We start from the raw sequence: 14,664 nt of genomic DNA on the forward strand, positions 1-14,664 counted from the left end.
ATCTTCAAATCTTCAAATCTTCAAATCTTCAAATCTTCAAATCTTCAAATCTTCAAATCTTCAAATCTTCAAATCTTCAAATCTTCAAATCCTATTACCCTATTATTTTACGTGATGAAACACAGCTATTTTGTCCTATTACATTCTTAACTGATCAATACTGAAAGCCTGAATACCCTTACACATAGTCGGATTCTCAGCGCTTAGACTAAAGATTCTTTAATTTTACTAATGGGCAACTGGAATGAATAATATGAATGTAAATGACATCAAAGAACATGCCTCGGTAATTGCGTCATGCGGTACGCAAGTCGGAAAAGTAGATCATTTAGAAGGGCAGGACTCAATTAAACTCACCAGAAGTGATGATGAAAATAACGAGCATCATCTGATTCCTTTGAGCTGGGTAAGCGAAATTAAAGGGGACAGTATCATGCTAAATAAAACAGCAGAAGATGTGCGTAAGGAATGGCAAACGCTATAAGTTGAATTTATTCACTTGTTAAGTGAATAATTTTCAATGCATGAGAATTAAAAGTAGGAATGCGATTTAATTTTTTAAGTCCAAGTCTGCCAGTCCAATGACTGGCAGACTTTTTTATGCAATTGAAAAAGAAAAATAAAAACCACCCAATTTTTCAATCAGGTGGTTCTATAAAACTTGAAAGTGTGTGAAAAGCTGGGTAGAACTTAATCTGCTAGACTGGTTTGCTGATCCGCTTGAATGGCTGTCAAGGCAATCGTGAACACGATGTCATCTACTAATGCACCACGTGACAGGTCATTGACCGGCTTGTTCAAGCCTTGCAGCATTGGACCTACACTGACTACATTGGCAGCACGCTGTACGGCTTTATAAGTGGTATTGCCGGTATTCAGATCAGGGAAAATGAATACATTGGCGCGGCCAGCCACTTGCGAGTCTGGAGCCTTTTGACGGCCTACACTTTCTACAGAAGCAGCATCGTACTGCAATGGACCATCAATCAGCAGATCTGGACGGCGTTCCTGAGCGATACGGGTCGCCTCAGCAACTTTTTCAACTTCTGCACCTGCACCTGACGTACCTGTAGAATAAGAAATCATCGCAATACGCGGATCAATTCCAAATGCTTTGGCAGAGTCGGCAGACTGAATGGCAATTTCAGCCAGTTGTGCCGCATCTGGATCCGGGTTAATTGCGCAGTCACCATAGACATACACTTCATCCGGTAACAGCATAAAGAAAACTGAAGATACCAAGGAGTAATCTGGAGCAGTCTTGATGAGCTGGAAAGCAGGACGAACAGTATTGGCAGTCGTATGCACGGCACCAGATACCAGACCATCGACCTGATCCAGTGCCAGCATCATGGTACCTAGCACCACGCTATCTTGTAACTGCTCACGGGCCTGCAACTCATTGATTTTGCCTTTACGCAGCTCGACCATCTGGGCAACATAATTTTCACGGATCAGGTCAGGGTCAATAATTTCCAGATCATCTGGTAATTCAATACCGCGAGCTTTAGCCACTTCAAGCACAGACTCTGGCTTGGCCAGAAGAATACACTGAGCGATATGGCGTGACTGGCAAATGGCTGCTGCCTGTATCGTGCGTGGTTCATCACCTTCTGGTAATACAATGCGTTTTTTCGCTGCAATAGATTTTTGTACCAGTTCGTGACGGAAGGCAGACGGAGAAAGACGCGGCTTGTAAGAACCATTAAGGGTGGCGTTCAACCAATCCGGATTAATATGACTGGAAACGAAACGCGTCACCTGTTCAGCACGCTCAATATCATCTACTGGAATTTCATTGCTGAGATTGGTCAGCTTTTGTGCGGTTTCAAAGGCACTTAATTCTGTATGCAGGATCGGCAGCCCTTGTTTGATCGCAGTCTGGCAGAACTCCAGTACCAGATCATTCGGCTGGTAGTGTTCGGTCAGGACCAGTCCAGCCAAAGGAATGCCATTGCTGCTGGCCAAACTACTTGCCAGCAGAACATCAACACGGTCTGAGGCACTGATGATCAGCTCACCTGCAACAAATTTATGCAGTTCATGTTCGATATTGGCAGAAATCAGGCTGCTGTGCTGAACGCGGCGCTGTTTAGCTTCACCTTCATTGATCCAGTAAGCAGAAATGTGGGCAGCCAGATCTGAGATACGTGGCACACTCAAGGTTTTGCTAAAAGGCACCAAACCGATGACTGGCAGCTTTTCACACCCAATATGCGGATGAGTCTGCTGAATCGCAGCAACAAATTTTTCTGTATCTTCAGTCAGGCGCAGAGCAGGGTTGAGAGTAACCGGAATCTGGGCAGATTCTTCTGACAGGCCTTTGGTGCGCATCAGCAGAATTCCGGACAGGCGTGTTGAACTTAAGCCACCGAAATTGCGGATCTGCTGTTCTAACTTGTCGGCGGTTTGTAAAGGCTGCTGAATATCCGCATTGCTTACGATCACGACTTTGGCATCCAAAGCCTGAGCAAGTGCGGTATTCAGGTCATCGGCAAAACCGTCAGTGGTATTTGGCAATAAACCTTGCACGATGATCAGGTCATGCTGCTTGGCAATCTGGCGGTGCAGACGGACTGCATCTTCAAGCAGTTCATCCTGTTCACCCTGACTCAAGCGTTGCAGAACCGTGTTATAGCTAATCGGTTCAACCGTCTCACTCTGAGAAATATGATGATAGAGCGCCGTGGTACGGTCTACGGTATCTGCTCCTTCCTGAGTGAAAGGTCTGAGAAATCCAGCCTTAACACCCTGACATTCCAGTGCATATACCAAACCCAGACATGCAGATGTTAGGCCTACACCTTCCCCAGTCGGAACCAGTAAAATCGTTTTCATACGTATATCAACAATTGTAAATATCAGATAAAAGGGGGTTGCGCCTGCTTAAGCAAGCGCTGGTTCAGCTTCATACTTTTTTATAGAAGCACTTTCTACTTCAAGCTCAACCACATTTTCGGTTTCTTTTGCGATGCGAGCTTCTTCATCCGTTGGCACTACCCAGATTTGTGGACCTGTTCCGTTGTCGATGCGACCTTCAGTGCCACGCTTTAAGTTATTGTTGCTGTCTTTATCTAAGTTAAAGCCAAAGTGTGGTAGGTAAGCCATAGTTTTTTCACGGATATAGGCAGAGTTTTCGCCAATGCCACCGGTAAAGAACAAGCCATCCAGACGAGGTAGGCCACAGCTTAGGGCGGCCAGAGATTTTGCTAAACGGTAGCAGAATACTTCAATCGCCAAAGTTGCATCTTCATTACCATTTTCAGATGCTTCGATCAGGGTGCGCATATCATTGGACAGATTGTCAGATAGGCCGAGCAAGCCGCTTTCTTTATTGAGCATTTTGTCAATTTTATAGATATCCCAGCCCAGGTTGGCAGCCAAGTAGCTATGCAGGCTTGGATCCACATCACCGCTACGCGTGCCCATCACCAGACCTTCCAGCGGAGTTAAGCCCATTGACGTATCAATACTTTGCCCATTCCATACTGCGCAGGTCGAGCTGCCATTGCCCAGATGTGCAGTCAGCCAGCCGCCTTGTTTAAAACTGCCTGCCAGTTCAGAACCGCGATCTGAAACATAGGCATGGCTCGTGCCATGGAAACCATAGCGGCGTACACCGTGCTCAGTATAAAGGAATTTTGGTACCGCATAACGGTAAGCATGGGCTGGCATGGTTTGATGAAAAGCCGTATCAAAAACTGCAACTTGCGGCAAATCCGGGAACAGGCGTTGAGTCGCTTCAATTCCGATTAAGTGTGCCGGGTTGTGGAGCGGGGCGAGTGGAGTCGCTTCACGAATTTTTTCAATAATCTCATCGGTAAGCAGCTCGGCTTTAGTCAGGCTGCCCCCATGAACAACACGGTGTCCAATCGCATCCGGCTTGTAGTTGGCCAAACGCTCGAGACCGACTTCCAGTGCTTTTTTATGATCTGCAAATGGAATATGAATATCGACTGGCTCATTACCAACAGTCACGCCTTTAATGCGGGCATTTTCTGTGCCTAAATTCTCAACTAAACCATGAATACGGAAATCTTGCTCCTCAAGCAATAAGGCAAACTTGATTGAAGAAGAACCACAATTAATAACTAATACTGATTTAGACACGACTGATTACCCGATTTCTAATTAAAATTCTCATCCATTTGGTTGATCTGTTTGCTGACAAATGCGAGGCAATATAGATCTGTGAACATGTTTTAACATTAGTTTTTTTACTGTCCTAGATAGACTTTAGCAGATTAGACTTAAGCATTATCGACCCAAGGAACAATAATAATTAAAATTTATCGGCTCATAGTTTTCATTTATAAATAAAATGATGTTGAAAATATGAACGATTTAAACACTTTAATCTATTTATTACCGTATTTTGGCTGAATAGTTTTCCAGTGTAGCGCTTAAAATGCGCTCTAAGATGACAAAATACAATTTTATAAAAAATTCCTGTCTATTGTGACCTGCGGGTTTTATTTTAATATTTGAGTTGCAGATCATATAGATTCAGCCTTAGGAACAAGGCTGAATCCACCCTTCCTTATTGGCGAATCTGACCATCACCAAAGACAATCCATTTTTGTGAGGTTAGGCCTTCCAGACCGACCGGGCCACGGGCATGGATTTTATCGGTTGAGATTCCGATTTCTGCACCCAAACCATATTCAAACCCATCGGCAAAGCGGGTAGAGGCATTCACCATGACAGAACTTGAATCTACACCTGCTAGGAATTCACGTGCCAGACTATAGTTTTCAGTAATAATTGAATCGGTATGATGCGAACCATACTGGTTGATGTGCGCGATTGCTTCTTCAATGCCAGACACGACTTTAATTGCCAGAATCGGTCCCAGATATTCGGCATACCAGTCTTCTTCAGTGGCGGTATGCACCTGTTGTCCCAGAATGCGCTGGGTTTCACGGCAGCCCCGCAGTTCAACCTGTTTCTCTTGATAAAGCTCAGCAATTCTTGGCAGGAATTCTTCTGCGACTTTCTCATCGACTAGTAAAGTTTCCATGGCATTGCAGACGCCATAGCGATGAGTTTTGGCATTCAGCGCAATAGGGAGGGCTTTCTGCAGGTCGGCTTGTGCTTCAACATACACATGGCAGTTGCCATCCAGATGTTTAATGACCGGAACACGCGCTTCATCAGTAATGCGTTCAATCAAGCCTTTGCCTCCACGTGGCACAATCACATCCACATATTCAGTCATGGTAATCAGATGGCCCACGGCAGCACGGTCGGTGGTATTGATCACTTGTACCGCAGTTTCAGGCAGACCGGCGACATTCAAGCCATGTTGAATTGCAGCTGCTATTGCCTGGTTGGATTCCAGTGCTTCCGAACCGCCGCGTAAAATAATGGCATTTCCTGATTTTAGCGCCAAGGATGCTGCTTCTAGGGTGACATTCGGGCGAGATTCATAAATCATGCCGACTACGCCCAGAGGAACACGCATTTTGCCCAGCTGGATACCGGATGGGCGATAGGCCATATCGGTAATTTCACCGATCGGGTCGACCAGACTGATCACATCTTTAAGGCCTTGTAACATATCTTTAAAGCGTGCGGGGTTGAGTTCCAAGCGATCCAGCAGGGCACTATCCAGATTGTTCTTATGTGCTTTGGCCATATCCAGCTGATTGGCTGTCAAAATAGCTGGCTGGTTATTTTCTAAAGCAGTATAGATTGCTGATAATGCGTTGTTTTTCGTTTGGGTAGACGCGCGAGCCAAAATGCGAGAAGCCTGGCGTGCCTGCTGTCCTACCGTTTGCATATATTGTTCAATAGACTCTTGCATAGCGGTTGATCACTCAGAAATTTCACTTCGATATTAACAGCCTGTTGCAGCACAATGAAGCCCGTCACTTAAAATTCATAAGCTTTTCACTGTTTCTAAACATTTTGAAATTGTTTTGGCTTTAAAAGCAGATAAGTGGTGATTGAATCAGTTGCTTGTGAAAAGCACCTCTGTATAGAATGCTGAAGAACGACATTGAAGTCCTAAAATTACTAAAGAGCAGGATGCGTGTTCAGGCTCAGCGGAATGAACCTGACATAAGAACTGTAAATAATGACTTGCACAATAAAAATAAGGCAAGGATGAAGGAGAGGAATATGAATTCCATTATCCAGATGGATGCCCAAGCATTAGACCAGCATAACCATTACGGTTTTTTTGATCTTTATGATAAGCACTGTTTTAAACAGCCCGCCCGTACTACATGGATTGAGGGCTGGAAAATCGAATATATGGCCATTTCCCGGCCTGACACCCTACATATGCGGCCCATGGTGATTATTGGCGGCGCTTTTCAGAACTTTAATTCCTATAAATATTGTGTGGAACAACTATTTGATGCAGGTCCAATTATTCTGATCGACCTGCCTTCTATGGGGGCTAACCAGCAGATTAATAATGTCGATACCGGTGTATCGGCTGGAATGCTGGAGCTGGAAACTCTGGCAGGAATGCTGGGGCAATGGCTGGAACAGATGCAGTTACCGAAAGTTGCAGTTCTCGGCATGTCATTGGGGTCGGTGGTTGCTTCATGTCTGGCAGATCAGCGTCCTGAACTGGTAGACCGCATGATCTTGATGGGTGTTATGCAAAAGACCCGAAAAAGCTGGCGTATGCTACTGGAAGAGTCTTTGCAACTGATGAAAGAGCAGCGCATGGAGGAGTTTGGTCAGGCCGTGATTTTATATCTGGTCAATCATGCCCGTTTAAATGAAACCCGAATGTCGCCTACAGCGAAGCGCCTGTTCTTTAAGCAAATGTCTGAATTCACGGCCACCGAACAGGAACGCTATGATATTAACTGCAATCGCTTGTTAAGACTGACCAATGTACCTATTCCCCAGTGCAAGGTGTTGGTGGCTTGCGGACAGTATGACAGTTTTACCTTGCCGTATGAGAATGCCAATTTTGCCTTGCAATGTCCAAATATGCAGTATGTACAGATTAGGGGGGCAGATCATGTGCCTCAGTTACAGCGCCGTAAGGAAACCATGAATCTTTTTGCAACCTTCTTACGCGATGAACCTGTGGATCAGCTGGAAGGAATTATTCCGTTCAGCCGTGAACAGATGCAACAACTGGAACGCCGTGGGGAAGAGCGGATTTGTGTGCAGGCATCTCAGCGTTATCTTAGCCATCGTCATTCTGAGCTGACCTTCAAGGCAGAGATTGTGGATATGAGTTTCTTTGGGATATTGCTACAGCTCGAATCAGGGCAGAGCGCACTGGCAGCAGCTTATCCACGAGATTTGGCTTTGCATTTAGAAGATGAGGAGGGTGAATTCAAGATTGAATGTCTGGTCTTTGAACATGATGACACCCAGTTGCGTGCCTTATTTAAGCATGGCAGTTTTGAAATCGCAGAACGTTTATTACATTTTGTCCAGACGCAAAAAATGCTGTCACAAGCTGAAGTATTTGAAACTGCCATTTAAAAGCTAAAATGAAAATATAAAAAACAGCGTGATCAAACGCTGTTTTTTTTCACCGCATGCACCATCCAGACCAGATCGCCTAAATGTTCATCCTGCTGAATGTCCTGATTTTCAGGACGAGGCTCGACAAAATAACGTTGTGGTTGTTGTACTGTGACCTGAGTAAATCCGGCCTGCTGGAAAAACTGTTGCAACTCCTGTGGAGATTTAAAGTGAAAGCTAAATGCACTGCGTGACATGAATTTCAGTAGACGACTCGAAGCCCAGATAAAGTTGGCCAGTCGGTTTTTGATGGGTTCCGGGTAAATATCACTTAAGTAATGCACTTCACTAAAGTTTTGGCCGTAGTCAGTTATGCCTTTAAGTAGAGTAAATAACATGTTCTGGTCAAAATAATTGATCAGGCCTTCGCTAATGACTACCAAGGGCTGTGCAGGGTTAAACACCTGAAAAACCTCAGCCAGTTCTTCTGAAAAAATATCGGCGCTGAGTACTTCTGGAGCAGTTTGATCAATCTGGCGCAAGGCAGCAGTTTTGGTTTTGGCCATCTCTGGTAAATCCAGCTCGCGATAATTGAGCTGGGGGAATTTCTGTCTAAAGTTCCAGCTGCGTGGCGACAGACCTGAGGCAATTTCCAGAACCTGTATAGCAGGATGTTGCTGAATCAATTGACACAGATGTTCATCAATCATCTGGTGGCGTTGCTTGAGCGTAGTACGCATACTGCCCCCCACATAATGTTCCGCCCAAGACTCCAGCGGATGCACCATTTTTGCCAGAAATTTGCCTTTAGAGGTGGCAAAGACCGGATGGGAGATGCCCATTTTGTACCAGATATAGCCGGTATAATGTGCAGTAAAAGAAATATGGCGATGTTGTGAAAGTGCATCTGTCATGGGGTTCTGACCTTATTGTTTTTTTAATTGAGGCTCAATTGAGCGGGTTTTCTTGCATCATAATCAAAAAGGAACACTTTGTCGTGTTCCTTTATCGTATTGGAGAATTTAAAACAGCAGCAAAAGTCTTAGCGCATCTGCTGCTTAAACACTAAAATTTCATCCCGGATCATGCGCCAGTCATCGCCTAAGTCCAGTTCTGCTCCAATCTGAACAGCCGGAATTTTGCCGCGCATACGTTCTAAACGCTGCTGATCTGGCAGAGGTAAATCCTGAATGGCTTCAAGAGCAATATATTGTGCAGCACGGTCATTACAGACCAGACCCATATCACAGCCAGCTTTTAATGCAGCCTGAATACGTGCATCGGCACCTCCGGCGACACAGGCAGCCTGCATGCTTAAATCATCGGAGAACAAGACCCCGTCAAAGCCAAGTTCCTGACGTAAGACCTGTTGAATCCAGAACTCGGAGAAGCCTGCCGGATTTGGGTCAACTTGACTATAGATGACATGAGCCGGCATGAGGGCATCCAGTTGCGACTGTAACTGGATAAAAGTCTGCATATCTTTTTGGCGAATATCTTCATAGCTACGCATATCGATGGCAGCAGCAATATGTGAATCTGCCTTGACTGAACCATGTCCCGGAAAATGCTTGCCAGTTGAGGCCATCCCGGCACGTTTTATGCCTTTGAGAAAAGCGCTGGCAAGCGGAACAATATCCTCAATCTTTTTGGCAAAACTGCGATCACCAATCACATCGCTGATGTCATTTAAATCCAGGACCGGGGCGAAGCTGAAATCAATCCCGACCGCCAGCACTTCGGTTGCCATCAGCCAGCCACATTTTTCTGCCAGTTCCAAGGCCCGGGCGCTGTCTGACTGATAAAGCTCACCAAATTTTCCCATAGCGGGTAGCAGGGTAAAGCCCTGTTTCAAGCGTTGGACCCGCCCGCCTTCCTGATCCACGGCAATCAAAATATCCGGGCGAACTTGGCGCATATGATCAGTCAGGGCACGGACTTGAGCGGGTGACTCGATATTTCGACCAAACAAAATGACGCCGCCGACTTGCGGTGCAGTCAATAGTTGAATATCTTCTGAAGTGAGGGTAGTCCCTGCGATGTCGAGCATCAACGCGCCAATCATATAAGAATCCGTTTGATAATTTTTAGAGAAAAACAATACCTGAATTTTGCAATGATTTGCTACACTTTGTCAGCACAGAATATGATAAAACTACACGACATAAACATATTAAGTTGTTTAAGATGCTGAATACTTTAGATTCTGCTCAAAAAGCAACACGGTCAAATTGGTCCTTAGGCCAAGGAAGTACGAATTATTTATGAAATTTCAAACATTAGCTTGTGCAGTTGCGATTGCAACAGGCGGATTATTTTTCACCCATGTCGTAAATGATGCGATTGCTGCCAATAATACCGAAGTGGTCAGCAAGGTACTCCAGCCGACTCAAGAGCAGGCTTTGGTATCTCGTCAGCTGGCAAGTCTGGTAGACCGTCAACACTATTTGAATATGCGGCTGGATACACAGACCTCTCAACGTATCTTGGACTTTTATATTGATAGTCTTGATGCAGATCACAGCCTGTTTCTGGCCTCTGAAGTTGAAGACTATAAAAAACGCTTCGGAGCCAATTTTGGAGCCAGTCTGAAAGCAGGTAATCTGGCCGGCCCTTATGAAATTCATGAGAAATACCGTGAGCGTTTGGGACAGTTCTACACGTTCATGCTGGAAGAGCTGAAAAAACCGCAAAACCTGCATCAATCCAATGTTTATATTGAAACTGACCGCGAGAAGTCACCGTTCTTTAAAACAGAGGCTGAACAGCGCGCACACTGGTCGAATATGCTGGTTTCTCAGCTGATCAATCTGACGATTAGTAAAGAAGAAGAACAGGCGAAGCAAAAGGCATTAAAGGAAAATCCTGAACTGGCCAATGGTCAGGATCTGACTGGACCGGAAGATTTGACCCCAGCACAGACGCTGACCAAACGTTATACCCGTCAGTTAGAGCGTTTGAGCCGGATCAAGAGTGATGATGTACTCGACAAAACGCTTAATGCCATGATGTTGACGTATGATCCGCACAGTAACTATTTCCCGCCAGTCGATGCGATGGAGCTGAACCGTCAGACCACCCTGCAACTAGAAGGGATTGGGGTGTCAATTCGCCCTGAACGTGGCAATGAAGATTACACTAAGATTGAAACCATTGTCGAAGGTGGTCCTGCTAGCAAGTCAGGTCAGGTTAAATCGGGTGACCGTATTATTGGTGTGGCGCAAAATGGCGAACAGATGGTGGATGTCATTGGCTGGCCAAGCAATGAGATCGTGGGACTGATTCGTGGTAAGCGCGGCACCAAAGTCAGCTTGCGTCTTTTGGGGGCTGGTGCAACCATGGGACAGGCGCGTAATGTGACGCTGGTACGTGATGTCATTCAGGAAGAAGATGCTGGTGTGCGAACCCGTACGGTAGACATTCAACGGGATGGTAAACGCTATCAATATGGTGTGATTGAAATCCCGTCTTTCTATCTGAATTATCGTGCCCGTCGTGCAGGAACGGACTATCGTTCTGTCTCGGAAGACACCAATAAAGCCTTAAAAGAGCTGGCTGCAAAAAATGTAGCCGGGATCATTGTTGACCTGCGTAACAATCCGGGCGGTTCGCTGGAAGAAGTGGCACGTATGTTAGGTCAGGTGATCAAGTCTGGTCCGGTCGTCCAGATTCGTGATGGTAACGGTAATGTTAGCATTTTTGAAGATGATGACGGCGGCGCACAGACCTATGCTGGTCCGTTGGCGGTCATGGTAAATCTGGCCTCTGCATCTGCCAGCGAAATCTACTCGGCGGCGATTCAGGATTATGAGCGTGGGATTGTGATTGGCAGTACCACTACAGGTAAGGGAACTGCACAGGTGCAACTGGATTCCCTGGCTCATGGTCAGGCGACCTTGACCCAGCGTAAATTCTACCGGGTGACCGGGGGAAGTACCCAGAACAAGGGGGTGATTCCGGATATTAAACTGGTGGATATTTATAATGAAGAGTTTGGTGAGCGTAAAGCGAAGAATGCCCTGAAGTGGGATACCATTCCGACAGCTCCGTTCAAACGTGAAGGTGTGGTGCAAAAATATGTACCGGAACTGGCTAAGCTTTCACAGCAACGTGTATACCAGAATCCGCAGTTTAAATATCTGGAACAACGTAAACAGATTATGAAAAAAGCGGATGAGCAAAAGCGTGTAGTGCTGGACCTGAAACAGCGTAAGGCAGAGCTTCTGGCCATAGAGCAGCAAACCTTGGATGCTGAAAATGTACGCCGTAGCGCTACTGGTCTGAAGCCTTATCCAAACTGGGAAAGTTATCAGGCTTCTATGGATGCCTTAATTGAGACACGTGCCAAAATGAAGGCCAAAGACCGTCCGGCCTTGCCTGAGGAAGAAGCGTTTGTGATCGAAGCTGCCAATGTCTTGCATGATCATGCAAAATTGCAGGGTAAATCCTAAGTTAAAATTTCTAAAAGCAGCCTGTGGATACAGGCTGCTTTTTTATAGTAGAAACTATATAAAAATCTATATAAAAATTAGAAGGATAAATGCTATTTATATAGGGAAAAAGAAAAAAACTGTGACTCTAGTCGAATAATTCAAGTGAACTTTTTAGTTTTAAGCATTTGCTAAAGTCCAAAAGCCTCCTAATATATTCAGGATATTTTTTTCCTTGCAAAAATATGGATATTTAGAATGGCAAGGCTTATTTAAAATGAAAAAAATAGGGTAGTGATTGCCTTCTAGATGGGAGGGAAATTCTATTTAAATAGAGCAGATTGAGCTGGATGGATGTGGCAAGACAGGTGCAGAGCAAAATAAAAATGACAGGTCAAATGGAACACTGTAAATGATGGATATGCATTATGATGTGAACTTGGCCTTGGGATCAGCATTGATGGCTCTGGTGATGTGCTATTTTGCTGTTTCATTTGAGCAGAAATTGCTGGGCAGCCAACCGCTTGAATCTAAAAAAATGCTCATACTCGGGGCAGGTGCCTTGTTTACTCTGGCGCTCTGGTCAGTTCACTTTATTGGTCTTGTTGCATGCCAGTGGCCAGTTCAGCTGAATATGAATTTTGAACTGAATATTATTTCGTGTCTGATTGCCTTTACCAGCTCAAGCCTTGCTGTCTGGTTGATCAGTTGCCAGATTTTTCCCTTGGCCCGTCTACTCCTCAGTGCCATCGTGATGGGACTCGGTATTGCCGGTTTGCATTATATTAGCATGAGAGGTTTAAGCATCGACCATTACAATAGTGCTTATGATCCGCTCGTCATGCTTTGTTCGGTGCTGGTGGCTATCGCGGGATCGGGGCTGAGCTTCTGGATCGTCTATAAATACAGGTATTCCAACTCTCCCATTCTGATCCGGTCTATGGCTGCCAGTTTTTTTACCCTTAGCCTGATTGGTCTGCATTATGGATGCATGGCCGGCGCCAGTCTTTCTAGCGGGGCTGAGCAGCTTAAGCCGATTAATTCTTTCAGCGTCGAGGTTTTGCTGGCCCTCGCTTTGATCAGCAGTCTGATACTGTTAGGCGCCCTAAGCGTGGCAATATGGGAATCTTGCCTTAACTATCGCAACCTGCAACTGGCTTGGGTCAATAAAGAAATTGAGAATCGGGGTATTCAGGATACTTTGACCCAATTACCCAACCGTTTATATCTGACTGAATATGTGCAGCAACTATTTTCTGCGCAGCAGCCTCAGCAGAAGTTTGCCTTTTTATATATTGATCTGGACCGCTTTAAAGCGGTGAATGATGTCTTTGGCCACCTGTCTGGAGATCAGTTATTGATCCAGTTCAGTCACCGTATTGATTCTTTGCTCGATGAACATACGCAGTTACTGCGCATAGGCGGTGATGAGTTCCTGCTGGTCATGGAAAATACCGCTGTTGAACAGGCTTCAAACATGGCGGAACAAATACTAGAGCAGATTCAGGATGGTTTTCTGATCAATGGCAAAACGATTAATATTTCAGCCAGTATCGGTATAGCCTTATATCCACAACATGGCACCAATCTACAAGATCTTCTGGTCAATGCAGATACCGCTATGCTGAATTCTAAATATCAGGGCCGTAACACCTATTCGCTATTCAATTGTTCTTCTGAACAGCATGAAAATAAAAGCCAGTCCAAACTGATTAATGATTTATATAAAGCGGTAGAAGAGCAGCAATTTATTCTATTTTATCAGCCAAAATTTAATTGCGATGATCAGATTTGTGGGGTAGAGGCCCTGATTCGTTGGCAGCATCCCTTACATGGCCTGCTGGAGCCGAGTATGTTTATTGGCGGTGCTGAAAAAACTGGCCTGGTGATTCAGATAGGATATTGGGTCTTGGAACAGGCCTGCAAGCAGATTCAGCTCTGGGAAAAAAGTAAAACTGATTTTTTCCCGCTGGCGGTGAATTTATCCGCAGTCCAGTTTGAGCATAAGCACCTGTGCAGTACACTGGAGCAACTCTTAAAAAAATACGCTATTCAACCTGGCCATCTGATGATCGAAATTACTGAAACCACTGCGATGCATTATATTGATGCCAGTATCCGTACCCTGGAGCAATTGCGCAATATGGGGATTCAGTTGGCAATTGATGATTTTGGTACCGGACATTCCAGTTTTTTATATCTGAAAAATTTGTCCGTTGATGAGCTGAAAATTGATAAGGAGTTTATTCAGGGGCTGACTGAAGGTTCAAAAGAAGAAATGATTCTGGAAAGTATTATCCAGTTGGCCAACAAGTTAGGTTTAAAGGTGACAGCAGAAGGGGTAGAAACGAAACAGCAGGCTAATATCCTGATCCGCCTTGGTTGTCAGCAGATGCAGGGCTATCTGCTGGGTAAGCCGATGACTGTTGAGCAGCTTGAAGCATGTAATTTTCTCGGCTTGGATTAGAGTTTGCAAGGCCGTCCTATGCTGGGCTTTTCTGTCTTCAACTGTTCAGCCCTCCCTTCAATTATCATTAAATACGGTATAGAGCATTGGGTAGACAGAATCAGTTCAATCTATAACTGAAAATTTAGCCCAAAATTGGATTGAATAACGACCGGATAGCGCCGTAAATCAGCCTGATTCCAGACTAAACGGTGTAACTTCAGATTAACCTTCATCTTTTGATGCAACTCGAAGGGGGCAACAACCAGGAGGAGTAAAAATAAACTAGCAGTCACGTATTAACAGTATATTTTTATATTTTTAAGGCTAAGATAAAGAAAACGA

General features: G+C 45.0%; 9 protein-coding genes. 4 read left to right on the forward strand and 5 right to left on the reverse strand.

Annotated features, from left to right (window positions below; translation table 11 throughout):
• Window positions 1–244: 244 nt before the first annotated feature.
• Window positions 245–484, forward strand: a complete 240-nt coding sequence (locus NI467_RS09690) for a DUF2171 domain-containing protein (protein WP_151203367.1) — start codon at window positions 245–247, stop codon at window positions 482–484.
• Between the two features lie 206 nt (window positions 485–690).
• Here the strand turns inward: NI467_RS09690 and pta are convergent, their stop codons facing one another.
• The 3 genes from pta to NI467_RS09705 form a co-directional block, all read right to left on the reverse strand.
• Entirely contained in the window at window positions 691–2,838 is a 2,148-nt protein-coding gene (pta, locus tag NI467_RS09695; RefSeq protein ID WP_253152671.1) for a phosphate acetyltransferase, read from the reverse strand.
• A gap of 48 nt (window positions 2,839–2,886) precedes the next feature.
• Complete coding sequence (locus NI467_RS09700; RefSeq protein WP_253152673.1) at window positions 2,887–4,110, reverse strand: acetate/propionate family kinase; 1,224 nt, start codon at window positions 4,108–4,110, stop codon at window positions 2,887–2,889.
• A gap of 430 nt (window positions 4,111–4,540) precedes the next feature.
• Window positions 4,541–5,806, reverse strand: coding sequence for a glutamate-5-semialdehyde dehydrogenase (locus NI467_RS09705; protein WP_151203370.1), 1,266 nt, complete (start codon window positions 5,804–5,806; stop codon window positions 4,541–4,543).
• Between the two features lie 317 nt (window positions 5,807–6,123).
• Between NI467_RS09705 and NI467_RS09710 the strand changes: the two genes are divergently transcribed.
• Complete coding sequence (locus NI467_RS09710; RefSeq protein ID WP_253152674.1) at window positions 6,124–7,461, forward strand: alpha/beta fold hydrolase; 1,338 nt, start codon at window positions 6,124–6,126, stop codon at window positions 7,459–7,461.
• Window positions 7,462–7,493: 32 nt separating this feature from the next.
• On the opposite strand, the gene NI467_RS09715 is transcribed toward NI467_RS09710, so the two are convergent.
• Together NI467_RS09715 and nagZ are read right to left on the reverse strand one after the other, a co-directional pair.
• Window positions 7,494–8,357: a class I SAM-dependent methyltransferase gene (locus NI467_RS09715; RefSeq protein ID WP_174659275.1), complete on the reverse strand. Its 864-nt coding sequence runs from the start codon at window positions 8,355–8,357 to the stop codon at window positions 7,494–7,496.
• Between the two features lie 128 nt (window positions 8,358–8,485).
• Window positions 8,486–9,508, reverse strand: coding sequence for a beta-N-acetylhexosaminidase (gene nagZ, locus NI467_RS09720; protein ID WP_174659276.1), 1,023 nt, complete (start codon window positions 9,506–9,508; stop codon window positions 8,486–8,488).
• A 199-nt stretch (window positions 9,509–9,707) separates the two neighbouring features.
• Here nagZ and NI467_RS09725 point away from each other — a divergent pair, with 199 nt between their 5' ends.
• Together NI467_RS09725 and NI467_RS09730 are read left to right on the forward strand one after the other, a co-directional pair.
• Window positions 9,708–11,894, forward strand: a complete 2,187-nt coding sequence (locus NI467_RS09725) for a carboxy terminal-processing peptidase (RefSeq protein ID WP_174659277.1) — start codon at window positions 9,708–9,710, stop codon at window positions 11,892–11,894.
• 391 nt (window positions 11,895–12,285) lie between these two features.
• The gene (locus NI467_RS09730; RefSeq protein ID WP_253152676.1) at window positions 12,286–14,340 is read left to right on the forward strand and encodes a bifunctional diguanylate cyclase/phosphodiesterase; all 2,055 of its coding nucleotides are present in this window, start codon (window positions 12,286–12,288) and stop codon (window positions 14,338–14,340) included.
• The last annotated feature ends 324 nt before the right edge of the window (window positions 14,341–14,664 follow it).

The organism is Acinetobacter sp. S4397-1, from assembly GCF_024129285.1.
Classification (GTDB): Bacteria; Pseudomonadota; Gammaproteobacteria; order Pseudomonadales; family Moraxellaceae; genus Acinetobacter; species Acinetobacter lwoffii_C.

Coding starts and splice junctions, on each gene's coding strand:
- NI467_RS09705 (WP_151203370.1), bottom strand. CDS start 5,806: ATGCAAGAGTCTATTGAACAATATATGCAAACGGTAGGACAGCAGGCA.
- NI467_RS09715 (WP_174659275.1), bottom strand. CDS start 8,357: ATGACAGATGCACTTTCACAACATCGCCATATTTCTTTTACTGCACAT.
- NI467_RS09725 (WP_174659277.1), top strand. CDS start 9,708: ATGAAATTTCAAACATTAGCTTGTGCAGTTGCGATTGCAACAGGCGGA.
- NI467_RS09730 (WP_253152676.1), top strand. CDS start 12,286: ATGATGGATATGCATTATGATGTGAACTTGGCCTTGGGATCAGCATTG.
- NI467_RS09690 (WP_151203367.1), top strand. CDS start 245: ATGAATAATATGAATGTAAATGACATCAAAGAACATGCCTCGGTAATT.
- nagZ (WP_174659276.1), bottom strand. CDS start 9,508: ATGATTGGCGCGTTGATGCTCGACATCGCAGGGACTACCCTCACTTCA.
- NI467_RS09710 (WP_253152674.1), top strand. CDS start 6,124: ATGAATTCCATTATCCAGATGGATGCCCAAGCATTAGACCAGCATAAC.
- pta (WP_253152671.1), bottom strand. CDS start 2,838: ATGAAAACGATTTTACTGGTTCCGACTGGGGAAGGTGTAGGCCTAACA.